Annotated in this window: 22 protein-coding genes and 1 pseudogene; 14 read left to right on the top strand and 9 right to left on the bottom strand. The window is 51.4% G+C overall.

What is annotated here, in order from left to right:
• Nucleotides 1–204 precede the first annotated feature (204 nt).
• Complete coding sequence (locus KF749_00215) at nt 205–879, bottom strand: response regulator (GenBank protein MBX2989568.1); 675 nt, start codon at nt 877–879, stop codon at nt 205–207.
• Between the two features lie 309 nt (nt 880–1,188).
• Between KF749_00215 and KF749_00210 the strand changes: the two genes are divergently transcribed.
• From KF749_00210 to KF749_00145, 14 genes and pseudogenes are all read left to right on the top strand, one after another.
• Nucleotides 1,189–1,557 carry a response regulator gene (locus KF749_00210; protein ID MBX2989567.1) on the top strand — a complete coding sequence of 123 codons (369 nt, stop codon included), beginning with the start codon at nt 1,189–1,191 and terminating at the stop codon, nt 1,555–1,557.
• 31 nt (nt 1,558–1,588) lie between these two features.
• Nucleotides 1,589–2,971 (top strand): sigma-54-dependent Fis family transcriptional regulator, encoded by a 1,383-nt coding sequence (locus KF749_00205; protein MBX2989566.1) that lies wholly within the window; start codon nt 1,589–1,591, stop codon nt 2,969–2,971.
• A gap of 311 nt (nt 2,972–3,282) precedes the next feature.
• Nucleotides 3,283–4,452: an acyl-CoA dehydrogenase family protein gene (locus KF749_00200; protein ID MBX2989565.1), complete on the top strand. Its 1,170-nt coding sequence runs from the start codon at nt 3,283–3,285 to the stop codon at nt 4,450–4,452.
• A gap of 56 nt (nt 4,453–4,508) precedes the next feature.
• The gene (guaB, locus tag KF749_00195; GenBank protein ID MBX2989564.1) at nt 4,509–5,972 is read left to right on the top strand and encodes an IMP dehydrogenase; all 1,464 of its coding nucleotides are present in this window, start codon (nt 4,509–4,511) and stop codon (nt 5,970–5,972) included.
• A 10-nt stretch (nt 5,973–5,982) separates the two neighbouring features.
• Complete coding sequence (locus KF749_00190; GenBank protein ID MBX2989563.1) at nt 5,983–7,056, top strand: aminopeptidase P family protein; 1,074 nt, start codon at nt 5,983–5,985, stop codon at nt 7,054–7,056.
• A gap of 34 nt (nt 7,057–7,090) precedes the next feature.
• Nucleotides 7,091–8,398, top strand: a complete 1,308-nt coding sequence (locus KF749_00185; protein ID MBX2989562.1) for a glycosyltransferase family 4 protein — start codon at nt 7,091–7,093, stop codon at nt 8,396–8,398.
• 46 nt (nt 8,399–8,444) lie between these two features.
• Entirely contained in the window at nt 8,445–9,728 is a 1,284-nt protein-coding gene (purD, locus tag KF749_00180) for a phosphoribosylamine--glycine ligase (protein MBX2989561.1), read from the top strand.
• Nucleotides 9,728–11,050, top strand: coding sequence for a glycosyltransferase family 39 protein (locus KF749_00175; GenBank protein ID MBX2989560.1), 1,323 nt, complete (start codon nt 9,728–9,730; stop codon nt 11,048–11,050). Before purD ends, KF749_00175 begins: the two co-directional genes overlap by 1 nt.
• Before the next feature lie 20 nt (nt 11,051–11,070).
• Nucleotides 11,071–12,006: an NAD-dependent epimerase/dehydratase family protein gene (locus tag KF749_00170; GenBank protein ID MBX2989559.1), complete on the top strand. Its 936-nt coding sequence runs from the start codon at nt 11,071–11,073 to the stop codon at nt 12,004–12,006.
• Nucleotides 11,996–12,946, top strand: a complete 951-nt coding sequence (gene meaB / locus KF749_00165; GenBank protein ID MBX2989558.1) for a methylmalonyl Co-A mutase-associated GTPase MeaB — start codon at nt 11,996–11,998, stop codon at nt 12,944–12,946. Before KF749_00170 ends, meaB begins: the two co-directional genes overlap by 11 nt.
• 28 nt (nt 12,947–12,974) lie before the next feature.
• Nucleotides 12,975–14,117, top strand: coding sequence for an acyl-CoA dehydrogenase family protein (locus KF749_00160; GenBank protein ID MBX2989557.1), 1,143 nt, complete (start codon nt 12,975–12,977; stop codon nt 14,115–14,117).
• A gap of 3 nt (nt 14,118–14,120) precedes the next feature.
• Complete coding sequence (locus tag KF749_00155) at nt 14,121–15,776, top strand: acyl-CoA carboxylase subunit beta (protein ID MBX2989556.1); 1,656 nt, start codon at nt 14,121–14,123, stop codon at nt 15,774–15,776.
• Between the two features lie 29 nt (nt 15,777–15,805).
• Nucleotides 15,806–16,570, top strand: coding sequence for a hypothetical protein (locus tag KF749_00150; protein ID MBX2989555.1), 765 nt, complete (start codon nt 15,806–15,808; stop codon nt 16,568–16,570).
• Nucleotides 16,567–17,938, top strand: a pseudogene (locus tag KF749_00145) (sigma-54-dependent Fis family transcriptional regulator). The gene KF749_00150 and the pseudogene KF749_00145 overlap by 4 nt, the downstream one beginning before the upstream one ends.
• Nucleotide 17,939: 1 nt before the next feature.
• Here KF749_00145 and rlmB read toward each other — a convergent pair.
• The 8 genes from rlmB to KF749_00105 form a co-directional block, all read right to left on the bottom strand.
• The gene (gene rlmB, locus KF749_00140; protein MBX2989554.1) at nt 17,940–18,686 is read right to left on the bottom strand and encodes a 23S rRNA (guanosine(2251)-2'-O)-methyltransferase RlmB; all 747 of its coding nucleotides are present in this window, start codon (nt 18,684–18,686) and stop codon (nt 17,940–17,942) included.
• 12 nt (nt 18,687–18,698) lie between these two features.
• Complete coding sequence (locus KF749_00135; protein ID MBX2989553.1) at nt 18,699–18,890, bottom strand: hypothetical protein; 192 nt, start codon at nt 18,888–18,890, stop codon at nt 18,699–18,701.
• Nucleotides 18,887–19,189, bottom strand: coding sequence for a glutaredoxin family protein (locus KF749_00130; GenBank protein ID MBX2989552.1), 303 nt, complete (start codon nt 19,187–19,189; stop codon nt 18,887–18,889). Before KF749_00130 ends, KF749_00135 begins: the two co-directional genes overlap by 4 nt.
• Nucleotides 19,186–20,010, bottom strand: coding sequence for a prolipoprotein diacylglyceryl transferase (locus KF749_00125; GenBank protein ID MBX2989551.1), 825 nt, complete (start codon nt 20,008–20,010; stop codon nt 19,186–19,188). Before KF749_00125 ends, KF749_00130 begins: the two co-directional genes overlap by 4 nt.
• A complete protein-coding gene (locus KF749_00120) occupies nt 20,007–20,411 on the bottom strand; it encodes a hypothetical protein (GenBank protein MBX2989550.1) in 405 nt (134 codons plus the stop codon). The genes KF749_00125 and KF749_00120 overlap by 4 nt, the downstream gene beginning before the upstream one ends.
• A gap of 9 nt (nt 20,412–20,420) precedes the next feature.
• The gene (locus KF749_00115; GenBank protein ID MBX2989549.1) at nt 20,421–20,891 is read right to left on the bottom strand and encodes a PTS sugar transporter subunit IIA; all 471 of its coding nucleotides are present in this window, start codon (nt 20,889–20,891) and stop codon (nt 20,421–20,423) included.
• Between the two features lie 15 nt (nt 20,892–20,906).
• Nucleotides 20,907–23,402 carry an NTP transferase domain-containing protein gene (locus KF749_00110; GenBank protein ID MBX2989548.1) on the bottom strand — a complete coding sequence of 832 codons (2,496 nt, stop codon included), beginning with the start codon at nt 23,400–23,402 and terminating at the stop codon, nt 20,907–20,909.
• 158 nt (nt 23,403–23,560) lie between these two features.
• Complete coding sequence (locus KF749_00105; protein MBX2989547.1) at nt 23,561–24,706, bottom strand: PLP-dependent transferase; 1,146 nt, start codon at nt 24,704–24,706, stop codon at nt 23,561–23,563.
• Between the last annotated feature and the right edge of the window lie 8 nt (nt 24,707–24,714).

The following is a 24,714-nucleotide window of genomic DNA, read 5'->3' as shown; positions in this document are numbered from 1 at the left end:
CCCTTTGACAAAAAAAGTGTCCCGCTTTCGGGCGGGACACTTCTCTCTAACTTCTTATGTGTCGAACGAGGTATTTCTTGATCGCCTTTTGCCGCGGCACGTTTCGCATCATTACCTGTATTGGGAATCTCTGAACCATTTTTCTCGGTCTAATATAGATATTGAGGGGACGAGATGCAAGCTGTTACATGATGCGCGTGCCTGTCACTGCGGCGAGCTTTTCAGGAATTCCACCTTGTCGTAATTGATGTCACGCAGCTTGTTAATCTCCTTCTCGACGATCGCGATATTGTTGTCGAGGTCCTGAACCATCTTCTTCTCCTGCGGTATGAGTTGCTGTCGCAACAGGATATCAGTGGAAATTTTGATTGCAGCCAGCGGGTTGTTGAATTCATGGCAAACAGTGACGACGAGTTCTTTGATGGCGTCTGTTCGTTTCTTTGCAATCAACTCAGCCTTTTGTTGCTCAGCGATTTTTCTTTTGAGGTACACCCGCTCGAGGCTGTTGACGATGGTGCGGGGAAGAACGGTGTCCATCGCCTCATCCTTGATCACATAATCCTCGACACCGTATTTCATGACTTCGATGGCAAGTCGAAAATCCTTGTTGGATGTCAGAAATACGATGGGGGTATCAATCTGTTGTTCGCGGATTTCCCGTGTGACTTCCAGGCCGCTTTTTTCCGGCAGGTAGTAGTCGATGATAATAATTTCGAGAGAAGGGTTACTCTTCAGTTCAGCAAGTGCCGATTGGCCGTCATGCTTCCAGACGACATTGAACCTCTTCCCCTGATATTTCGATAGCAGGTGATGTGCTACAGCCATGTAGCTCGTATCATTGTCGACAAACAAGACGTTGATGGTCGCGGGCGTTTCCATTGAGAGACGATTCGGAGTTTGAAATGTCAGTTGTTCAAGTATACCATAACTTGTTCTGATTTGCAACGAAGCATTGGACTTTCTGCAAACCGGTGACAGTAGTCAATCGCAAGCTGTTTCAACGTTGCCGTCTATGCATACAGAAGTTGTTTGGTGTTATCCCGATCATTTCGAACAGGAAAGCGGTTGATTTTCTTTGATTCTTTGGGTATCATCATTCGTATTGATTTTACCTGGTTTGCAGAGTGCATTCCTGCGACAGCGCGTGTGGGTGATAACGAATACCTACAAAATCCTAAGGTCAAATGAATGGCTGAAAAGCGAAAAATTCTCGTGGTTGATGATGAGGATGCATTGCGAACGGTGCTCAGCGCCGAACTCAACAGCGAGGGCTACGACGTCGGAACCGCCGCCGATGGAATGGAAGCGCTTGATGAACTGAGAAAAGGCGCGTATGATTTGGTGCTCCTTGATATCAAAATGCCGAATATGAACGGCTTCGAAGTGCTGAAAGTCATCAAGGAAAAACATACCAGCACCAAGGTCATTATGTTGACGGGTTTTGCCGACCTCAAGAATGCCATAGAGTCCAAAAAACTTGGTGCCGAAGACTTTGTCAGCAAGCCGTATGATCTTGTTGACCTTCTTACCACTATTGACCGCGTGATGAGTGAGTAGTTCCCCTTGTTGTTCCTGCTAACGGCCTGCCATGGCAAAAAAGTACAATCTGCTCATTGTCGATGACGAAGAATATCTTCGCACGCTTCTCGAAAGCGAACTCGGCGACTCCGACGAATTCACCGTGGATACCGCCGCCGACGGAAGCCAGGCAATCAACAAGATTCAGCAAAAAGTCTATGATGTTTTGCTGCTCGATATTAAGATGCCGCGGGTAAGCGGCATCGAGGTTCTGCAGTTCGTTCAGGAATATTCGCCTACCACCCAGGTTATCATCCTTACCAACTACGCCGACATTAAAACGGCTATCCAGACTATCAAGATGGGAGCGTACGATTTTCTCGCCAAGCCGTACGATATCGACGAACTGTTCAACACTATTCACCGCGCAATCGAGCGAAAAGAACTTTTCATCGACAACAAGTTGATGAAAAGCGAGCTGGTAAGGAAGGGAGGGTCGAACGAACTGATCGGACAAAGTCCCGCCTTCCTCAAAATGATTGAAAGCGCGGAGCGATTCGCGAACAGCGACTCATTTGTTCTGATTCAGGGAGCGAGCGGTACAGGGAAGGAACTGGTGGCAAGCTTCGTTCATCGGAAGAGTCCCCGCAATAATCGCCCGTTTGTGGCTGTGAACTGCGCTTCCATTCCGGATTCGTTACTCGAGACTGAGCTCTTCGGACACGAAAAGGGAGCATTCACGAACGCCTACACATCGAAGCAAGGGTTAGTGGAAGTTGCCAACGGGGGTACGCTCTTTCTTGATGAAGTCGCAGATATAAGCCCGGCAATACAACCGAAACTTCTGCGCTTTCTTGAAAGCGGCGAGTTCCGTCGCGTGGGAGGAACAAATGTGCTTACGGTGGATGTCCGCGTTGTCAGTGCTTCCAACAAGGATTTGCGTGAAGAGGTTGCAACCGGGCGCTTTCGCGAGGATTTGCTGTATCGCCTGAATGTTGTAACGCTCCAGGTTCCGTCGTTGAAGGAACGCAAAGAAGACATCCCGTTTCTTGCCGATTATTTCATGCAAAAGAAAGGAAGACTGAGAGATCCGAAACGGCTGGCTCCGGCGACGATCGATTTGTTGATGAACTATGACTGGCCGGGCAATGTCCGTGAATTGGAGCATGTGCTGGAAGGAGCTGTGCTCCTTTCCAGCGGAGAGGTTATCGAACCGTCCGACCTTTCGATGCACATTCAGCGAAGCGACAAGCTCTTCGCATTGTATGAATCCGACGATGCTACTTCTAATTCCTCGCACAAAACAATTCCCCTTGAAGAGCTTGAACGGCGGCATATTGAGCAGACACTCAGGCGAAACAATCTGAATCGAGGCAAGACCGCCGCCGAGCTTGGCATCTCCAAAAAAACCCTCTACCTTAAGCTCAAGAAATACGGCTTCAGCGACGAGTGAGTTCTGCATTTGAATGCAACTCACGAAGCTCCTAAACGTCTTCCCAACTCAAAAAAACCCCGACAAGAAGTGCAACCTTTTCAGGGTCAAGTCGTCTAACAAGGTGACCAGTACCACATATAACTCTCCTTACGGAAAGCCGCCGGGTCTGACCAACTTCGGCGGCTTTCTTCCTTTTTTGAGCCAGCCTGTTCCTTGATTTTTCCGTCGATTTTGTGTTCATTTTGTCCAGATTTTATTCACTTTCCGGCCCTGTGTTGCTTTTTGTGAACAGGGCATTTCTTCATGTTCATATCTTTCCAAGGAGTTCTATGCAGAAGTTTCAGGGAGTAGACTATATGAACTTAGATAGCCTTCTTTCTGAAGAAGAGCTTCTTGTTCGCAACACGGTCCGCGAGTTTGTTGATGATAATGTCATTCCGATTATCGAGAAGCATGCACGCGCCGGAACATTCCCGATGGATCTTGTAACAAAGATGGCTGACCTCGGATTGTTCGGCTCCACACTCCCCGCGAAATACGGCTGTGCCGAAATGAATAACGTTGCCTACGGCTTGGTAATGCAGGAACTTGAACGGGGTGATAGCGGTGTTCGCAGCTTTGCTTCCGTGCAAAGTTCATTGGTCATGTTTCCGATTTTTGCCTACGGCTCCGAAAAGCAGAAGGACTACTGGCTTCCTCGACTCGCAAAAGGCGAGGCAATAGGTTGCTTCGGATTGACCGAACCGGACTTCGGTTCAAATCCCGGCGGCATGATAACGCGTGCTGAGGAAACGAGTGACGGCTATGTTCTCAATGGCGCAAAAATGTGGATCACAAACGGCACCCTTGCCGATGTTGCAGTGGTGTGGGCGAAGTTGAAGGGCGTTGTTCGCGGATTTCTTGTTGAGAAGGGGACAAAAGGATTTTCAGCTCCCGAGATGAAGGGGAAGCACTCGCTTCGCGCATCTGTTACGTCGGAATTGATTCTGCAAGATGTCTTTATCCCGAAAGAAAATATTCTGCCTAACGGAGAAGGATTGAAACTGCCTCTAAGTTGCTTGTCGCAAGCCCGGTACGGAATTGCGTGGGGCGCAATCGGTGCGGCGATGGCTTGTTACGACTCGGCATTAAACTACGCAAAAACACGCATCCAGTTCGACAAGCCGATTGCATCCTTCCAGCTAACGCAGGAGAAGCTTGTTCATATGCTGAATGAGATTACGAAGGCGCAACTCCTCTGCCTCCAACTTGGCAGATTGAAAGATTCCGGGAAAGTCCGCTTTCAGCAAATCTCTTTCGCGAAGCGAAACAACGTCTATCACGCATTACAGATTGCCCGTGAAGCACGCAGCATTCTCGGGGCAAACGGAATTCTTGATGAATATCCCGTTATGCGACATGCGGCGAATCTTGAATCCGTAATCACGTACGAAGGGACGCATGAGATGCATACGCTGATTGTCGGAGAGGATATTACTGGAATTCCTGCATTTGTATAGGAATCCTTCATGTGTAACAGTAAACTGTTTCTACGATTTCCATTGAACATTCCCCTGTGAAAGATAAAGTCCTTTTTGAAGCCCTCACGTACGATGATGTTCTTCTCGTTCCTGCAAAATCCAACGTTCTGCCGCGTGAAGTCGACATCCGCACAAAACTGACGCGCAACATTACGCTCAATGTGCCGCTCGTCAGCGCGGCGATGGATACGGTGACAGAATCCGGAATGGCGATTGCCATGGCGCGCGAAGGGGGCATCGGCATTCTTCACAAGAACATGTCGATCGCCCGTCAGGCCGAGGAAGTGCTTCTCGTGAAGCGCTCCGAAAGCGGCATGATCCTCGAACCGGTTACCGTTCGGGCAAACCTGAAGGTCCGGGATGTGCTGAAATTGATGAAGAAGTACTCAATTTCAGGCATTCCCGTTGTCGATGGGGGTGGAAAGCTCATCGGAATCATTACCAATCGGGATTTGAGATTCGAGCCTGACGAAGACGCACTGGTTGTCGACATCATGACCAAGGACAACCTGGTTACCGCGCCACAGGGAACAAGTCTTGAACAAGCCGAGCGAATTCTTCAAAAGCATAAAGTCGAGAAGCTGCCGGTTGTTGACAAGAGCGGGGTACTGAAGGGTTTGATCACATTCAAAGACATCCTGAAAAAGCGAAAACATCCGTACGCTTGCAAGGACAAGCACGGACGTTTGCGCGTCGGGGCCGCTGTCGGAGTAACAGCCGACATTCTCCAGCGGGTCGCGGAACTCATGAAAGCCGATGTTGACGTTATCGTGATTGATACTGCACACGGCCATTCGCGCGGAGTTCTTGATGCGGTAGGCAAAGTCAGAAAGAAGTTTCCAAGGCTCGACTTGATTGCCGGAAATGTCGGCACGGCCGAAGCGACTCGCGATATGATTAAAGCAGGAGTCGATGCCGTGAAGGTTGGTATCGGGCCGGGTTCGATTTGCACGACGCGCGTAGTTGCGGGTGTCGGCGTTCCGCAAGTCTCGGCTATCATGGCTTGCGCGAAAGTGGCTGCACGCGCAGGCATTCCCATAGTTGCCGACGGCGGCATCAAGCAAACAGGCGATATTGCCAAAGCGATAGCTGCCGGTGCAGATACGATCATGATCGGCGGATTATTTGCCGGCGTTGATGAAAGTCCGGGCGAAAAAGTTCTCTACGAAGGCCGCAGTTACAAGATCTATCGCGGGATGGGCTCCCTCAGCGCCATGAAGGAAGGCAGCAGGGATCGCTACTTCCAGGATGCTGAAGATGATATTCAGAAACTCGTGCCCGAAGGGATCGAGGGCCGCGTTCCCTACAAAGGCCCTCTTGAAGACACCATCTATCAGATGGTCGGAGGATTGCGTGCCGCGATGGGATACTGCGGTTGTGCGACTATTAACGAGATGAAGAAGAACGGGAAGTTTGTGCGAATGACAGATGCCGGGTTGCGCGAAAGTCACCCGCACGACATTGCCATTACCAAAGAAGCCCCGAATTACCACGGATGATTTGTTCCAGATGACACACAACAGAATTGTGCGTGTACGTCAAGAAGTGCGGGAAAAAGGGCTCGATGCGTTCATCGTCTCATCACTGCCGCATATCCGCTACCTGACGGGGTTTACCGGATCCAACGCCCTGCTCATCGTTACTCAGAGATCTTCGGCATTTCTCTCGGATGTACGTTACACGCTGCAAGCTTCAAAAGAGGTGAAGGGCTGCAGGCGCATCATCATCACACACGGGGGATTGTACGAAGAAGCCGCTGCGCGGGCATTGCTGAGCGGTGCCGGGAAAACGGGATTCGAATCCAACCAGATCACCTACGCGCAATACAGGGTTCTGCGACGGCTCTTTCCTGAGACCTCGTTTGCTTCAACGGCCGACATTGTCGAGAACGTGATGTTGGTGAAAGACGAGATGGAGATTGACAATATGCGCCGTGCTGCAAAGGTTTCCGACAAGGTCTTCCACGAAGTGCTGGATATGATCCGGCCGGGAGTAGCGGAGCTGGAAATTGCGGCAGAGATTTCCTATCTCCACAAACGCTTCGGTGCCCAGCGTGATGCGTTTGAAATTATTGTCGCCAGCGGCACACGCGGAGCGTTTCCGCACGCCCGCGCAAGCAGAAAGAAAATCCGTTCCGGCGAATTCGTCACGCTCGATTTCGGTTGTGTGGTCGACGGATACAACTCGGATATCACAAGAACTATTGCCGTTGGCAATGTGAGTTCCCGTGCAAAGAGAATATACCAGGTTGTGAAGGACGCGCAGCAGGATGCCATTGATGCTGCCCGGGGCTCGATGTGGGCAAAAGACCTTGATGCAGTTGCACGGAAGCGCATTGAACGGGGCGGACTCGGCAAGTACTTCAATCACTCGCTCGGTCACGGACTCGGCTTGCAGGTTCACGAGCGCCCGAAAGTGTCACAGTTGAGCAAGGAACGGTTGCGCAGCGGCAGTGTAATCACTATTGAGCCCGGAGTGTATGTGCCCGACTTCGGCGGCGTTCGGATCGAAGATGATGTGTTACTGAATGATGCCGGCTGCCACGTTCTCAACGAGGCTCCGAAAGAGCTTATCAATCTGTAAGAAATCAAACGTATCCAGCGGAATGATTGAAACCGTGACAGTCCGAGCTCAAGAAAGTCCGCAGACGATGGACGAGCGACGGGTTCTTGTCATTGCCTACTACTTTCCTCCGATGGGATTGAGCGGAGTTCAACGGACGTTGAAATTTGTCAAGTACTTTCCCGAATTCGGATGGAAACCTACGGTGCTGACTGTCGAGCCTGTGGGCTACTTTGCGCATGATGATACGCTTCTGAAGGAGTTGGAGGGAAGGAATGTCGAAATCGTCCGCACAAACGCGGCTGGACCGGGGAAGGTTTTAGCGAGGAAGGGCACCGTGAAGCTCCCGTCGGAGCGCACGAGGAAATTCCTGAGTCGTGTCAGTGATACATTCTTCATTCCCGACAACAAGATCGGATGGAAACGGAAGGCGGTGCGGAAGGCGCTGGAGTTGCATCAAGCGAAACCGTTTGATCTGCTCTTTGCCACCGCCCCTCCGTTTACGGATTTTCTCATCGGAGCGGAGATCAAGTCCCATCTCAACATCCCGTTGGTGTTCGACTATCGGGACGCGTGGGTTGAGTATCCCCACAAATTCTACCCGACTCCCTATCACAAGTTGCGTACAATCCGGTTGGAACGGAACGCCCTGAAAGCAAGCAGCCATGTCGTCACAACCAATCGCAACGTGAAGGAGCTGTTGATCAAACGCCACCGCTTCCTGGGCTACAATGATGTCGAAATCATCCCGCAAGGCTATGATCCTGATGATTTTGCTGCGGCAGATGCCGATGATGTTATTTCCAGAACGAACAAGATGAGAATTACCTACGCCGGAGTCTTTTGGGAAGACAGAGTGCCAACGTACTTTCTGCAGGCGCTTCACGCGTTGTTTCAAGAGCAGCCGCGCCTCCGTGATCGCATCGAGGCGTTATTTATCGGAAAGTTCAGGAAGGAAAACATCAAACTCGTCCAAAAGCTTGGACTGAAAGATTCCGTCATTGTTGTTGATTATTTGCCCCATCGTCAATGTGTCAACAATCTTGTTGCATCGGATGTCTTGTGGATGATTGTCGGTGATAATGTCGGCTCACCCGGCAAGGTATATGAGTACATCGGTGCCCGCAAGCCGATTCTTGGTTGCGTGCCGGACGGGTTTATGAAGCAGACAATCCTCGAAGCCGGAGGAGTCGTAACGGCGCCAAACGATGTTGATGCCATCAAGCATGCCATAGAGAAATTCTATCGTCAGTATGAAGAGGGAACGTTGCGCGGCCCCGTGCAGGAGGTTGTTGAGAAATATGATCGGCCGAAATTGACAGGCAAGCTAGTCAGATTGTTTGAATCGCTGTTGGCAGTGTAGATGATGTTGCTCGTATCAGGGATTTGAATTGGATAGCTGAAATAAAATGAAAATACTCGTCATCGGTTCCGGCGCTCGTGAGCATGCTTTGGTCTGGAAAATCAGGCAAAGCCCGAAGGTCAGGGAAATCTTCTGTTCGCCCGGAAACCCGGGCATCGGCGAACTTGCCGAGTGTCTGCCGATGCGGGCAACGGCACTTGAGGGACTTCTTGATTTTGCAAAGCGGCAACAAATCGACTTGACAGTTGTCGGCCCGGAACAACCTCTCGCAGACGGGATCGTTGACCTGTTCGAGGCAAATGGCATGAAGGCATTCGGCCCCACAAAGCGCGCAGCCGAACTCGAATGGAGCAAGGCGTTCGCCAAAGAATTCATGGAGCGGCACGGAATTCCAACGGCACGATACAAGAAATTCACCGCCTCGCAAAGTGCCGAAGCGAACGACTACCTCTCGCGTACCACCATGCCTGTTGTCTTGAAAGCAGACGGACTCGCGGCAGGAAAAGGCGTTCTCATCTGCTCTTCTCATGAACAGGCCCTTGCATCATTTGAAGAGATGAAACGGCAATTTGGTTCGGCAGGCGACACAATTGTTGTTGAAGAATTTCTTGAAGGCGAAGAAGCCTCCGTGTTTGCCATCTGTGATGGAAAGGATTTCGTCACGCTTGCACCGGCGCAGGATCACAAGCGCGTCTTCGATGGTGACAGAGGAAAGAACACCGGCGGAATGGGTGCCTACGCTCCGGCGCCGATCGTTACTCCTGACATTCTGCGCGACGTCGAAGAAAGGATCATCAAACCAACACTCGCCGGAATGGCGTCTGAAGGACGCCCGTACAAAGGATGTTTGTATGTTGGCCTGATGATCACGGCAAGCGGCCCGAGGGTCATTGAGTACAACTGCCGCTTCGGTGATCCGGAGACTCAGGTTGTCTTGCCGCTGTTCAACGGCGACCTTGTGGAATTGTTCGAAGCAACATGCGAAGGACGCATTGAAACATTGCGCAAGGACAGCTTGTCGGCGGCATACGCACAATCTGCTGTGTGTGTTGTGCTGGCTTCTGTCGGCTATCCTGATGAGTATCCGACAGGAATTGAAATCGATGGCCTTGATGAGTTGACGGGAGTGAACAATGTTCTGGTGTTTCACGCCGGAACGAAATCCCAGGGAGGCACCCTGGTTACTGCTGGGGGAAGGGTTCTCGGTGTAACAGCACTCAAATCCGATCTTGCCGGCGCGATCGAAGATGCATATAACGCGGTTGGCAAGATATCGTTTGCCGGTGCGCATTACCGCCGTGATATAGGCAAGAAGGCATTTGTGCATTGATGCGATGGCTCAGGTCATATCAAGATGTTCTGCTGATTGTTCTGGTCGGTTTTATCTTGAGAGTGAGTCTTGTTGGCTACTTGCATCTTCAAGGGTACACCGGCGATGAACGGGAATATGTTTCGCTGGCGACAAAACTTGCGCAGGGCCAGCCGTTTATTGATTCCAACGGCGAGTGGTCAACAAAGGCTCCCCTTTGGCCCTTTCTCTTGTCGGTTGTTTTTCGAGTGTTGGGAGATGGGCTGCTTGCCCCGCATGTGCTCGGATGCGTCCTCGGCGGATTGGCAATCTGGCTGGGATTTGTGCTGACTCTCGATTTGTCCGGCCGCAGGTTTGTTGCCCTGATTGCGGCCGCGTTCATTGCCCTATACCCGGGGCTTGTTATCTATTCGACGTTGCTTCAGACGGAATCGTTGTACATTGTCTTCGTTCTCGCTTCATTCATCTTGCTGGAACGCCAACGCAAACACCCGACGATTGCAACCGGAGCGTTGATAGGCATCCTTGCGGGCTTCGCCACATTGACGAGGGCTGTGTTCTTCGGCTTCTTTATTTTCCTGATTGCCGTGCTTCTTGTGGCGTATCGGAAACAACCCGGCGTGTATGCTGGCTCGTTGGCAGTTGCAATTGTTGCCTGGCTGATTGTTCTCACGCCGTGGACGATTCGTAACTATAATGTTCACGGCGAATTTGTTCCGATCTCCTCGTGGGGCGGAATCTCCCTGCTGCTCGGCAACAACCCGTATTCGACAGGAACATGGAGCAGTAAACCGGGCTTCGAGGAATGGTTCCGGTTGAGAGCGGCGGAACACAATCTGAATCTGACCAGATCAACGGAAACAGAAAGAAGTGCACTGGGCAGAAAGCTTGCTATCGAATATGTTCTGTCAGAACCGGGAAATGCGGCAACTCTTGCTCTGAAGAAATTCTATATGCACTGGATCTATCCCATCTCAAACACAGACTCGGATACGAGACTTCAGGCGGTGTGTGTTGCGGGCGATATGGTGATGTACGTGTTTGCGGGATTCGGATTGATGACGATGGGATGGAAGACAAGACCCTTCGTTCCGATCTTGCTAGCGGTGGTATTTTTTACAGGTATGCAAGTCTTGTTGCATTGCGAGGCGCGGTACAGGCTCCCGCTCATGCCAGTTGCAGCGATGTTCGCGGCAGGGGGCGTCGCGTTGTTCGCGGACACAAAAAGGATGAAGGAGTTTTTCAATATTCGTCGGAACCGGGTTGTTGCTTCGTCGTGGGTAACAGTCGTTGGTGTTGTCTATGCTTTCACGGCGTGGCAGTTTCTTGAAGGCAGTATGTGATTTCGGAAAGGGAAAACAGGTTGAATATACTTGTTACCGGCGGTGCCGGATTCATCGCATCTCATATTGTAGATGAATACATAACGCAGGGCCACAACGTTTCGATTCTGGACAATCTCTCCACAGGCCGGCAAATCAACATCAATCCGGCGGCGACATTTCACAGGGTTGATCTTCGGGATACCGAGGCTGTGAGGAAGATTTTTCAGGCCGGCAATTTCGATGTCGTCAATCATCACGCAGCACAAATGGATGTTCGCAGATCCGTCGAAGATCCGGTCTATGACGCTTCCGTCAACATCATCGGCGTACTCACAATGCTGGAGTGTTGCGTTGCAACGGGTGTGAAACGCGTGATCTTTGCATCCAGCGGCGGGGCGATTTATGGTGAACAAGATTATTTTCCCGCCGATGAACTTCATCCGACCCGCCCGATTTCACCATACGGCGTGGCGAAGCTCACGACCGAACAATATCTCTTTTACTACAAGGCTGTGTATGGCATCAATTCTGTCAGTCTTCGCTATGCAAATATCTACGGGCCGCGCCAAAATCCGGAAGGCGAAGCGGGCGTTGTTGCAATCTTCACAACAAAACTTCTTAGCGGTCAGCAACCTGTCATCAACGGCGAAGGGAAGCAAACGCGTGACTATGTGTTTGTGGGGGATGTCGTTCAAGCAAACGTTCTGGCGCTCAACTGTGAAGGCTCGCACGTGTTCAATATCGGAACCGGAATTGAAACGGATGTCAACCAACTCTTCCATCATCTCAAAAAACTTACCGGTTCCCCGGCAGAGGAGCGTCACGGTCCGGCCAAGAAAGGCGAACAATTGCGCAGCGTTCTCACATCTGCTCGAATCAAAATGCAATTAGGATGGAGGGCGACTGTTTCAATGGAGGAAGGACTTCGGAAAACTGTCGAGTACTTCAGATCGAAAGAGGGATATGGCGCGTAGATCGGCTGTCGATTCGGGGCTGTTGTTTGAGGGCGACCGCATTGCAACCGCCCGGGCAATCTCTCTTGTTGAGAATGAGCTTGATGGCTCGGAGGAATTGCTGCGTTCGATTTTTCCGAAGACAGGTCGTGCGTACCGCATTGGAATAACCGGCCCCCCGGGAGCCGGCAAAAGCACGCTCACAAACAAACTTGCACAATACTATCGACGGCAAAATCTCGGTGTCGGGATCATCGCCGTCGACCCGACGAGTCCGTTTACGGGCGGGGCATTGCTTGGCGACCGGGTTCGCATGACGGATGTTGAGTTGGACGAAGATGTGTTCATTCGAAGCATGGCTTCGCGGGGAAGTCTTGGAGGATTGAGCAAGAAGGCAATGGAGGCAGCCGATGTTCTTGACGCGTCGGGGAAAGATATTATCATCATGGAAACAGTCGGTGTCGGCCAATCGGAACTGGATATTGCCGGAGCTGCAGATTCAACCGTTGTGGTTCTCGTGCCCGAGTCGGGCGATTCCATACAGGCTATGAAGGCAGGTTTGATGGAGATTGCGGACTTCTTTGTGCTGAACAAAGCTGATCGCGCCGGGGCCGAACAGGCGGTGATGTCCATCAAGATGATTCTGCATTTCAAGCCGGCAAGTGCCTGGAATCCTGATGTGCTGAAATGCATAGCCAGCGAAGGAAAGGGGATTGAAGAGATCGCCGCGAAAATCAGCGAGCATCGGACGTTCCTCGAACAAAGCAAGGAACTGCAGAAGAAGCGGCGCTCACGAATGGAGTCACGTATTCGTGAGCTTGTAGCCGATACACTCCGTACGGATTTCTGGAGTGAAGAACGACAACGTATGCTCTCTTCCCGGATGGATGATGTTGTTTCGTTCACGACAACTCCGTACGACCTTGCGCATGAATTAATCAATAATTTCCGTAATCACTAGGAGAAACCCGATGTCAGAAGCAACCGGAATGAGCTTCAATCTCACCGAAAGCCAGAAGGCCGTTCAAGAGCTTGCGCGCAAGTTCGCTGAAGAGGAGATGCGCCCTTACGTCATGAAGTATGACGAGTCACAGGAATTTCCTCACGACATTGCGAAGAAAGCGGCCGATCTCGGCTTCATGGGAATGACGTGGCCCGAAGAACTTGGCGGTGCCGGATTGAGTGAGATGGAGGCGATTGTCATCATTGAAGAGATTGCGAAAGTCGATCCGTCAATTGCCCTCACCGTCGCTTCGCACAATAGTCTGTGTACGGGGCACATCATGAAGTTTGCCAATGAAGAGCAGAAGAAGCGGTACGTTCCCGATCTTGCCAGCGGGCGCAAACTCGGCGCGTGGGGGCTGACGGAACCCGGATCCGGGAGTGATTCGGGAGGGATGAAAACAATCGCTGCCCGCGACGGCAAGGACTGGATTCTCAACGGGAGCAAAACATTCATAACGCAAGGGTCGGTCGGCGGAACGTACGTCATCATGGCGATGACGGACCGGTCGAAAGGGAAGGGGAGCATCTCGGCCTTCATTCTTGAAAAAGGAATGAAAGGATTCACCATCGGCAAGAAAGAAAACAAACTCGGCATGCGCTGCAGCGATACCGCAACGTTGATATTCGATAACGTTCGTGTGCCCGGGGAAAATCTGATCGGGGAAGTAGGGCAGGGATTCAAACAGGCGCTCACCGTTCTCGATGGCGGACGGATCGGCATTGCGGCCCTTTCAGTAGGCATTGCTCAAGGCGCGCTCGATGCGAGCGTGAAGTATGCAAAGGAGCGGCATCAATTTGGCAAGGCGCTGGCGGAGTTTCAAGGCATCCAATGGAAGCTTGCCGATATGGCAACTGAAATCAATGCCGCCCGGCTGCTAACCCAACGGGCAGCATGGATGGCAACGAATGGAATGGACTACACGCTCGCGGTTTCTCAGGCGAAACTCTTTGCCAGCGAAGCCGCTGTGCGTGCAACCAACGAAGCCGTACAAATTCATGGCGGCTACGGATTCATCAAGGAATTTCCGGTCGAAAAGTTGTATCGTGATGTGAAGTTGATGACGATCGGTGAAGGGACTTCTGAAGTTCAAAAGATGGTTATTGCAAGACAATTGCTGGCAATGTAATCTATGGCGCGTATCGGAACGGAACTCAAACATTCTCCCTCGTTTCAAAAAAATGAGGAGAATTTCACATCCCGGCTGAAGTTCGTTCGCGAGATGGCTGAAAAAGTCAAACTCGGCGGCGGCAAGGCGGCGATTGAGAAACTTCATCAGAAAGGAAAGCTCTCGGCACGGGAACGCATTGAAAAGCTGATTGATCCCGGGAGTTACTTCCTTGAAGTCGGCCTTTTTGCCGCGTACGAAATGTATGAGGAATATGGAGGAGCCCCGTCGTCAGGAACCGTGTTCGGCATCGGCAAGATTCATGGACGGGACGTCGTGATCGTTGCCAATGATGCGACAGTCAAGGCAGGGGCGTGGTTTCCGATCACTGCCAAAAAGAATTTGCGTGCGCAGGAAATCTCCATCGAAAACAGGCTCCCGATTGTGTATCTCGTCGACTCCGCGGGTGTGTTTCTCCCTCTCCAAAGTGAAATCTTTCCGGACAAAGAACATTTCGGCCGCATCTTCCGGAACAACGCCGTCATGTCGTCGCTCGGCATCACACAAATTGCTGCAATCATGGGACCGTGTGTGGCGGGCGGTGCGTATCTCCCGATCATGAGCGACGAAGCGATGATTGTTGATAAGACCGGAAGCGTCTTCCTTGCCGGTGCGCATTTAGTGAAAGCGGCAATTGGCGAAGAGATTGAAAACGAACTGCTCGGCGGAGCTACAGTCCATTGTGAAATCAGCGGCGTCACCGACCACAAAATGGCCAATGATGACGAAGCGATTCAGAAAATCCGTAGCATTGTCGGTAAACTCGGCCACAAGCCGACAGCAGGGTTTGACAGGATCGAACCCGTTCAGCCGGAATTTCCCGCTGAAGAAATCTACGGCCTCTTTCCTGCAGATCGCACGAAGCCGTATGACACGTATGAAATTCTTGCGCGCATTCTCGACGGAAGTGAACTCGACGAGTATAAGGCGGGCTATGGCAAGACCATCGTTACCGGCTACGCCCGTATTGATGGTTGGGCGGTCGGGATTGTCGCGAACCAGCGTTCGGTTGTGAAAACTGCAAAAGGCGAGATGCAGGTCGGCGGGGTGATCTACAGTGATAGCGCCGACAAGGCAACGCGCTTCATTCTGAACTGCAACCAGAAGCGCATCCCGCTGGTATTTTTCCAGGATGTCACAGGGTTCATGGTCGGAAGTCGTGCTGAACATGGCGGCATTATCAAGGATGGCGCGAAACTCGTGAATGCCGTCGCAAACAGCATCGTTCCGAAGTTCACATTCATGGTCGGGAATAGTTACGGGGCGGGAAACTACGCAATGTGCGGCAAAGCGTACGAACCTCGCTTGATCTATGCTTGGCCGACTGCACAGATTGCCGTGATGGGAGGGAAGCAGGCGAGCGAGACATTGTTAGGAATTCGCATTCAGCAGATGGAAAAGGGCGGCAAACACATCAGCAAAGAGCAACAACAGCAGTTGCTCGCTGAAATCCAGCAACGTTACGAAAAAGAGACGAACCCCTACTTTGCCGCCGCACGATTGTGGGTTGATGGAATTGTTGATCCCGCGGAGACACGCAACATCGTTTCCAGGGGAATTGAGATGGCAATGCACAATCCCGATTTTCCGCAGTTTAATCCCGGCGTTATTCAAACGTAATCCACCGGCACAGTTTTGGAGCGCTGAGGATGAACGGTTTCTTGCTTTCTATGCTGGTTGGATTGTTGCTTGCTGTTCCGGCATCTGTATACTCGCAACCCGCGGCCCCGGTGTTTGACGAACGCGCCGAGATTCCCGAGTTGATCAGTTTCTTTGCACCGTTTGTGTTGCCGAAAGTTGTACAAGACGTCTATCACCTGAAAGAATATATCCGTAGCGAGGAGTTTACCGGGTTCAAAAAGTCATTTGGCGACCTCAGCGCGGTTGACGCAATTTTCGACAAAGCGATGAGGCTGAGTTGGAACAATGCGTACGAAGCGCTGTTCATCTCGCTGGCAGCAACAATGGACCACAGAAGATTTGGCGTCAAGCTGCCGGTTGTCGGGCCGTTGCTCTGGTTTCCTCTGACGTCGGAGTTCGAGGAGGAGTTTCGCTCTCGGGTGAGCGCCCTTCCGAAAACACTCTATGATGATTCGCCGGCAGGAGCTGCCGGTGACCGGGACAAGTTGCAGCACTTTTTCGGCTCGGCGTTTCTTGCATACACGTTCGAATCACGCGATGTTGCTGAACGTATAGGCTCGTTTATCGAATGGGGCGAAGACAAGATCATTGTTGACGGTGCATTGGATGAACGTGATTTCCGGGCGAACCGGCACGGACAGGAATTCGGGTTGAGATTGTTGGAAGATAAGAACGTTCTTCCCTCGGCATTTTTACGCTATTCGATTGCCGGGCGTGACTCGGTTTCGGTGCCGCCATGCGGCGCATTAGATCTCATTCAGGAGGATCGATGAAGTCCATTCTCGTTGTTGATGATGACAAAGCGATACGCGATTCACTCCGCATGATTCTGCAATACGCGAAGTACGACGTGCATTTTGCGGAAGATGGCATGTCAGCATTGTCGCGACTTACTGCTATGCAGTTTGACCTTGTCCTGCTTGATATCAAAATGGCCGGCATGGACGGGCTTGAGGTACTTCGCAAGATCAAAGAAACGGAAATCGACCTGCCTGTCGTCATGATCTCCGGTCACGGCACGATTGAAACTGCTGTCGAGGCAACCCACCTTATGCAAGTTTCGATTTCCCTCCAAACTTCTGACAAAGATATTTGCAACTGTTGATTAGCTGCGCAACGCCCTTGACAAAAAGCAGTTGTTGCTTGAAAACAAGTTGATGAAAGAGAGGGTCGAGGGGAAAAGCGTCATTCTCGGCGAAAGTCAGAAAATCAAAGATGTGCTGACGGTGATAGAACGCGTCGCGCCGACGGATGCCCGTGTCTTGATTACGGGGGAGAATGGCGTGGGGAAAGAACTCGTCGCAAAGGCTATTCACCGGCAGAGTAAACGGAAGGAAAAATCCCTCGTTGAAGTGAACTGTGCAGCAATACCGAACGAACTGATTGAGTCAGAACTCTTCGGACACGAGAAAGGGGCATTTACGGGGGCAACGAACCAGCGCATTGGGAAATTCGAACAAGCGGATGCCGGCACGATCTTCCTTGATGAAATTGGCGACATGAGCCTGAATGCGCAGGCGAAAGTTTTGCGGGCGTTGGAAGAGGGGAGAATCGAACGTGTGGGCGGCACGAAACAGATTGCCGTTGATGTTCGGGTGATTGCGGCAACGAACAAGAACATTGCGGAGGCAATCAAGCAAAGTCGCTTTCGCGAGGACTTGTTTCATCGCCTGAATGTCATTCCTATTCATGTGCCGCCGTTGCGTGAACGCCGTGATGATATTCCTTTGCTGGCCACATCGTTTGCAGAAGACATCTGTCTCCGGTACGGCATGGGGCAGAAGAAGTTTTCGATTGAAGCGCTGCATAAATTGAAGATGATGGATTGGCCAGGCAACGTTCGTGAACTGCGCAACATTGTGGAACGTCTCGTGATCATGACTCCCTCGAATACCATCGAGGCGGCACAGATTGAGAAGGGTGCTGCCGGCACAAAAACCGAGTTTGATGATCTGTTGAGTCTTGGAGGGACGTTTCAGGATTTCAAGGACAGGGCCGAGGCGGCATACATCAAGAAGATGTTGGATGAAAACAAGTGGAACATCAGCAAGACGGCGGAAGCCCTCGACATCCAGCGGAGCCATCTGTACAACAAGATGAAAAAATTCGGATTGATGCGGGGGGATGAACCCGAAGAGTAGATCAATTCTGCTTGTTTGTTCGCTGCCGCACAACCTCATACATAGCCACCGCACCTGCGACTGATGCGTTGAGTGATTCGATTTTTCCCAGAAGGGGGATTCTCACTACAAAATCACAATGCTCCTTCACTAGCCGCCGTATTCCTTTCCCTTCATTCCCAACAACCACTGCAATGGGCGATCTATAGTCAACCGCATCGTGCAACCGGTCGCCTGTGCCATCCAACCCGACAATCCAGCAACCCTCCTGCTTCAGCTCTCGAATAGTGTTCACGATATTGGTGACTTCAGCGATGGCAATGTGTGTTGTTGCCCCTGCTGATGTCTTGACGACAGTCGAGCTAACGGGAGCCGAGTGATGTTTCGGAACAATCACGCCATGCACTCCGGCACACTCGGCGGTACGGATGAGCGCGCCAAGGTTGTGCGGGTCTTCGATTTCGTCGAGAATCAGCAGAAACGGTTGCTGGTTTCGTCCTGCGGCAATCTCAAAAAATGAATCAACACTCACATACTTGTGCGGCGTACGAAGTACGGCCATGACGCCCTGCGTCATTTGATCGTCGGCAAGTTCACGGAACTTCTGGCGGTGCATTTCGGTGACGGGGATGTTCCGGGACTTGGCAAGTGTGCGGATTTCTTCAATGGGTTTTCCGTGTACGCCGGAAAGGAGAGAAATATGTTCGATGGCACGTCCGGCCTTCAGCGCTTCAATGACCGGATTCCTGCCGACAATTGTTTCAGGCATGATGTGGAAACTTCAGGATGAACTTTTTGCCTTCTGTCTTCGAGCAATGATCTTCTCGATTCCCCATCCTATGAAAAAGACAAAAATACCGAGAAGAAAGAGATACAGCTCAACCCACAGCGTCGGACTGTTGATCCCAAGGATGAGACCCAGACCCAGGCATGCAATGCCGAGCGCTTCCAATCCTTTGGCGACGTACATCATCCGCGGTTTACATCCCCGAAATCAACGTCATCTTCAAGTGCCACGCTTTTGCCCTCGTTGGCCACCTGTTGCAGGCGGATCTTCAGCGTCGTTTCATTCAGCCGGTGCTTGAATGCAAACCGCTTGTTGATGTGAAGCACGGGAAAATCGTGCTTGAATTCATCAAAGTTCTCTTCGCCCGGGAGGAGTTTGACAACCTTGAGCGTAAAGGGTGTTTCCGAACGGACTTTGTCCAGTACAGCAATCGCCTCGTCGCAGAGCGGGCAGTCGTCTTTGGAATATAGTTCGACGAGTATCATGAATCCGCATCTTCACGTTTTCGGTTCAGTACGAGAATCCAGATCACGCCGCCAAGGAACAAGGGGATGCTGATGAGTTGTGCCTCTGACAAGCCGAAGAGTAGTCGAGGGTTAAGGCGTAGAAATTCCACGCTGAACCTGAACAGACTTGACAGGACAAGGTAAAGGGCGAAGAGCTTTCCGTCGGGATAGTTCTTCTTTCTAAAGTACAACCACATCAACAGAAACCCGCCGACACCAAGGAGCATTTCGTACACGGGTGTCGGGTGACACGGAGTGTTGTCGGGAACGATGCCATTTGGGTATTGGCTTGTGAGTTCGGGAAAAATGGAAAATGCCCGTGAAGGAGGATACGTGCCGTTTTCGTAATTCGTACCCCACGGCAAATCGGTAGGAAAGCCGTAATCGCCGTCTCCCGACAAGTGGCAACCCAAACGGGCAACGCCGTATGCAAGCAAGAGCGCTACACCGAGGCCATCGACAACTTTGAGGATGGGAAGCATCTTTGATCGAACATAGACGACGATAGCAGTCATACCGACAATAAATCCACCGTACCACGTCAATCCGCCAGCAGAAAAGATCATGTCGAACGGGGCCCGCACGAACGAGCTCCAGTTTTCTATAAGGTACAACAGTTTTGCGCCGGCGAGGCCGAAGATCAAGGCTATGATGGTAATATTGCTGGCGAAGTTCGGGTTGATACCTTTGCGCTTGAATTCCAAGGAGAGAATGTAGCTTCCGAGAAGAAATCCAATACCCAGCATTAGTCCGTAACTGTACACCTTAACGGGGCCTATTTCAAACAGAATCGGAATCATGAAACGACCAACTCAACGATTGATTGTTTTGGGGATTTGAGAAGTGTGATGTTCTTTGCTGTGAACTTGACGACAAACGTTGTTTCCGTACCATCGAGGCTTGCGATGGTGACAGAATATGTTCCCTTCAAATTGTCATACTCTCGAACAAACTGTGCCGTGCCCGATGCAGGAAGACTCAATTGAGGGGCTTTCAAGCCTACGATTGTGAGTCGCAGTTCTTTCCCTGTGAGTTTCTCCTGAACTCCAAGCTCGTAACGAAAGCTGGCAAACCTCCTGGTCGTTTCGATTGTCACAAGTACTGTCCGGGCTTGCCGTTCTGCATTGAAATGCGGGGCGATGGTCAGGCGATATTCGTGTTCCGGAGTTGTGCGTACTTTCTGTGCCCGTTGCTTGGTCATCCTGCAGCGCTATCCTTCAAAATACGTTGCCTCTTCCTGCTTGAACATTTCGATGATTTCCTTCGGGGAGGAAACATGAAGGAGCTTCTCCCGAAACTCGGACTTGTTCATCAGGCGTGAAATGCGGCTGAGCAACTTGATATGAGGTCCGACCATGTTCGCCTTGCTGACCAGTAAAAATACAAGGCGCACAGGTTTTTCGTCGAGCGATTCATAATCAATAGGCTCGGCGGTTATGGCAAATGCCGCTGCTATGTCTGACACGGCGTCCGTCTTTCCGTGAGGGATGGCAAACCCGTCACCGACACCGGTTGACATGATTTGCTCGCGCTCGAAAACAGCTTCACGCACTTTCTCTTTGTCGAGAACTTTCGGTGATGTTGCAACGAGATCAACGATGCTGTTAATGATATCGTCCTTCGAGTTGCCTTCAAGCTGTGTTACAACAAGATCCTCCGTGAGGAGATCGCTAATCTTCATTGCGTGTAGTCGCTCCTATGATTTGTCGCGCCAGTGAATAATCTTGCGCTCGTATTGGTTTGCCAGATCGTCGGCAACGGATTTGTCCGGCGCCTCTGCATTGATATGAAACAGGGGACGTTCCTTGTCAGGCAACAGTAACACGGAAGCGCGCTGGCCGTTGTGTTGCAAATGTACCTTTACACCATCCACGAGATCACGTTGCTTGCCCTCCGAATCGCGCATAATCTGTCGCATCACCCTTCCCTTGTGCTCCCACGAACAATTGACGTTACGTCTCGACATGTACATGCGCGGCAGTGCAGCGTCAATGTCTCCCAACCGCTTGCCGGTCATAGCCATCATCATGAGAATTCGCGCAAAGGAGTACATCGCGTCCGTTGCGAAAAAAAAGTCCGTGAAAATGAAGCCCCCTTTGTTTCCACCAACAAATTGCACTTGCTTGGTGGTTGCCGCCTCCATCATAGCAAGGTGGCTGTTCCGGGTTTTGAGCACGGAGACATTCCGTTGGCCGCAAATGATGTCGATATCCCCGGATGACGTGATGGGAACCGCAATTGCGGTTGCATCAGGATTTGTTTGAAGAAAAAGCTCGGTCACAATCGTCAGCAGCCGGTCGGTGTGGATGGCCTCTCCGTTTTCATTGACGAGGAAGATCTTTTCGCCTCCGGCGTCAATGAGGCAGCCGATGTCATATCGCAACGAGGTGACGATGTGGGAGAGTTGCCTGATGGAGTTGTCGAATTCATACTGATCGCGGGTCAACCGTTTGGGATCGAGATGGGCGTTGGTCGCGATAACCTGGCAATCAAATGAGCCCAGAATAATGGGGAAAATTGTTGAAGCAACGCCGTTCGAATAATCGATCACCATATTGAACTTGCGCTTGTTGATTGCATCCATGTTGATGGAGGATATGAACTTTTCCCGGTACGATTCCGTCGTTCGTTCGGGGAAGAAGATGCTTCCCACTTTGTCGCGTGTGGCACGGGGGAAATCCTCTCCGAAAAACAGGCGTTCGATGTTCTTCGTCTTTCCCGAAGGCAAGTCCTTTCCGTTTGCATCGAAGAAGATGATGTCGGTCAGATTTTTGTCAAACGGCGACCGCCGGACATGAATGCCGCCCGCCTCCTTGCCTGTACTCAATTCATGACGCAGCAGGGGGATGGACATTGCCCGTAAGTCCATTGTGTTAACGCCCGCCGATACCAAGCCGCAAATCAGCGCGCGGTTCATCATGCGGGATACGTTGTCGGAATCACGGCACGTAACTGCTGTTCTGCCTTCCCCGATAAATGCCCCGTACGCTGCGCCCAATTTCGCGCCGAATTCAGGATTCATCTCGATATTGGAAAGTCCGGTCACTCGCGCATCGGCAAACAACTCGCGCAACCATTTATCCTCCCAAACAAGACTGCGTGTGAGGATGGCGCCTTCTTCAACGACCTTCTCAGGCCAGAGTTTGATATTGGATGAGAGCTGCGCTTTTCTTCCAATCCAGCAGGCATCGCCGATGAATACGTTCTCGGCGATGACGGCCTTTTCACCGATAGAGCAGCGCGAGCAGACAACATCTGTGGAAAGCTCCGTACTGTGCCCGACAACGACGTCATTCCAAATCACGGTATTGCGAAGCACGGCTCCCGGGCCGATGACGCAGTTGTCGCCAATGACGCAGTTGGAGAGGGCGACGTCATCTCCGATCGTAACATTCTTGCCGAGCACAACGTGTCCGGTAATGGAAAGCTTCTCGCGTTGGAACGAACAACCCTCGCCATACCGCAAGTTGCCCTCCTTCTTTCCCTCGATATTGATATTGACGATACCGTTCAGTGCGTCAGTATGTGCTTCCTGATACTCATTCAGGTTTCCGATGTCGCGCCAGTATCCTTCCGCGATGTACCCGTACAATCCCAAGTCGTTGCGGAAGAGATGCGGGAAAAGATTCTTGCTGAAATCAAATTCCTCACGATACGGGATCAACTCCATTACATCCGGTTCAAGAATGTAAATGCCGGTGTTGATGGTATCGCTGAAGACTTCTCCCCAAGAAGGTTTTTCAAGAAAGCGGGTGATCTTGCCGTCTTCTGCCGTGATGACAACGCCGAACGCCAGCGGATTTGTTGCATGTGTGAGAACGATCGTGGCCTTTGCGTTCTTGGCTTCGTGATACCGGATTGCAGCGGATAAGTCAAAGTCGGTAAGCACATCCCCGCTGATAACGAGGATCCGTTCATCAATTCCCTTTGTCGCATTGCGCACGCTTCCGGCGGTTCCGTAGTCGGCCTCGGCTTTCACGTAACTCATCTTCACGCCAAGTCGTGACCCGTCGCCAAAATAGTTGGTGATCGCTTCAGGGGAGTAGTACAGGGTGGAGATCATTTCCGAGATGCCGTGATGTTTCAGCAACTCCACGATGTGGTGCATCATCGGTTTGTTCATAACGGGCGCCATGGGCTTTGGAGTGTTACACGTCAACGGGCGCAGTCGCGTTCCGAACCCTCCAGCCATGATCACTGCTTTCATCGTTCGGTTGAGCCTATTTGAAAGGAATACGAAATGATTGGTCTGCTACAATGCTGCAAAAAGATAGTGAAATTCAAGTATGAATACAATGGATGGCTGCCGCAACACCCGTTCTCGAGAGGAGTTTTCCTCGCCGTAACCCGTCAACGATTCAGTGCATTGTCCATGTCGGCGAGAATATCCTCCACATCCTCGATGCCTACCGAGATGCGCACGAGTCCTTCTGTTACACCAATGCGTGCCCGTTGCTCGGCGGGGATTGCCGCATGTGTCATGGTCGCTGGGTGTGTGATAATCGTTTCCACTCCTCCGAGACTCTCTGCCAAAGCACAAAGTCGGACTTTCTTCAAGAAGGCTCCCGCCGTTTCAATATTCCCCAGTTCGAACGAAATCATGCCGCCGAAGCCTCGCATTTGCTTCTTTGCAAGTTCATGCTGCGGATGATTGTCAAGTCCGGGATAATACACTTTTTGCACTTTCTTCTGAGTTGTCAGCCATTGTGCTACCTTCATTGCGCTTTCGCAGTGTTGTTTCATGCGGACCGCAAGGGTCTTTGTGCCACGCAAACAGAGCCAGGCATCAAACGGACTCAGGATTCCCCCGACCGCCTTCTGCAAAAAGCGGAGTCTCTCATTGTACATGTCGTTGTTTGTAACAATGAATCCGCCTAACATGTCGCTGTGGCCGTTCAGATACTTTGTCAGGCTGTGAACAACCATGTCGAATCCGTAGTCCATCGGCTGTTGGAGGTAAGGGGTGGCGAATGTATTATCCACTACCGAAATCAGTTTGAACTTTTTGGCAATTTCCACCGCTCCCGCCAGATCGGTAATTTCCATCGTGGGATTTGTGGGCGTTTCGATGAACAACATTTTCGTGTTGGGGCGGATAACACGTTCGACGTTTTGTAGATTTGTTGTATCCACAAAATCGAACTGCAAGCCGAAATCCTCCCACACCATCTTGGCAATGCGATACGTTCCACCGTACACATTCCACGAGAGTATGACGTGATCGCCGGGTTTGAGGAGATGCATGATGGCATCGACCGCTACCGTTCCCGAGCCGAATGCCAATCCGTGTTTTCCGTTTTCCAGCGCTGCAATGTTTTGCTCAAGGGCCGTCCGTGTCGGGTTCGAAACGCGGGAGTATTCGTAGCCTTTATGCTTGCCAAGTTCTTCCTGTACGTAGGTGGAGGTGAGGAAAACCGGTGTCATAATGGCGCCGGTTACAGGTTCGGCCGGTTGGCCGGCGTGAATCGCCTTGGTGGAAAATCCTTGTTTCTTCATTCCGTTCC

The sequence above is a fragment of the Bacteroidota bacterium genome, assembly GCA_019637975.1.
In the GTDB taxonomy this organism is placed as follows: Bacteria; Bacteroidota; Ignavibacteria; order UBA10030; family UBA6906; genus CAADGV01.
This window is presented reverse-complemented; position numbering and strand designations above follow the sequence as displayed.

Bases quoted from the DNA above. Each gene is read 5' to 3' on its own strand.
- KF749_00215 (MBX2989568.1), bottom strand. From the start codon at position 879: ATGGAAACGCCCGCGACCATCAACGTCTTGTTTGTCGACAATGATACG.
- KF749_00210 (MBX2989567.1), top strand. From the start codon at position 1,189: ATGGCTGAAAAGCGAAAAATTCTCGTGGTTGATGATGAGGATGCATTG.
- KF749_00205 (MBX2989566.1), top strand. From the start codon at position 1,589: ATGGCAAAAAAGTACAATCTGCTCATTGTCGATGACGAAGAATATCTT.
- KF749_00200 (MBX2989565.1), top strand. From the start codon at position 3,283: ATGCAGAAGTTTCAGGGAGTAGACTATATGAACTTAGATAGCCTTCTT.
- KF749_00190 (MBX2989563.1), top strand. From the start codon at position 5,983: ATGACACACAACAGAATTGTGCGTGTACGTCAAGAAGTGCGGGAAAAA.
- purD (MBX2989561.1), top strand. From the start codon at position 8,445: ATGAAAATACTCGTCATCGGTTCCGGCGCTCGTGAGCATGCTTTGGTC.
- KF749_00175 (MBX2989560.1), top strand. From the start codon at position 9,728: ATGCGATGGCTCAGGTCATATCAAGATGTTCTGCTGATTGTTCTGGTC.
- meaB (MBX2989558.1), top strand. From the start codon at position 11,996: ATGGCGCGTAGATCGGCTGTCGATTCGGGGCTGTTGTTTGAGGGCGAC.
- KF749_00160 (MBX2989557.1), top strand. From the start codon at position 12,975: ATGAGCTTCAATCTCACCGAAAGCCAGAAGGCCGTTCAAGAGCTTGCG.
- KF749_00155 (MBX2989556.1), top strand. From the start codon at position 14,121: ATGGCGCGTATCGGAACGGAACTCAAACATTCTCCCTCGTTTCAAAAA.
- KF749_00150 (MBX2989555.1), top strand. From the start codon at position 15,806: ATGAACGGTTTCTTGCTTTCTATGCTGGTTGGATTGTTGCTTGCTGTT.
- rlmB (MBX2989554.1), bottom strand. From the start codon at position 18,686: ATGCCTGAAACAATTGTCGGCAGGAATCCGGTCATTGAAGCGCTGAAG.
- KF749_00135 (MBX2989553.1), bottom strand. From the start codon at position 18,890: ATGATGTACGTCGCCAAAGGATTGGAAGCGCTCGGCATTGCATGCCTG.
- KF749_00130 (MBX2989552.1), bottom strand. From the start codon at position 19,189: ATGATACTCGTCGAACTATATTCCAAAGACGACTGCCCGCTCTGCGAC.
- KF749_00125 (MBX2989551.1), bottom strand. From the start codon at position 20,010: ATGATTCCGATTCTGTTTGAAATAGGCCCCGTTAAGGTGTACAGTTAC.
- KF749_00120 (MBX2989550.1), bottom strand. From the start codon at position 20,411: ATGACCAAGCAACGGGCACAGAAAGTACGCACAACTCCGGAACACGAA.
- KF749_00115 (MBX2989549.1), bottom strand. From the start codon at position 20,891: ATGAAGATTAGCGATCTCCTCACGGAGGATCTTGTTGTAACACAGCTT.
- KF749_00110 (MBX2989548.1), bottom strand. From the start codon at position 23,402: ATGGCTGGAGGGTTCGGAACGCGACTGCGCCCGTTGACGTGTAACACT.
- KF749_00105 (MBX2989547.1), bottom strand. From the start codon at position 24,706: ATGAAGAAACAAGGATTTTCCACCAAGGCGATTCACGCCGGCCAACCG.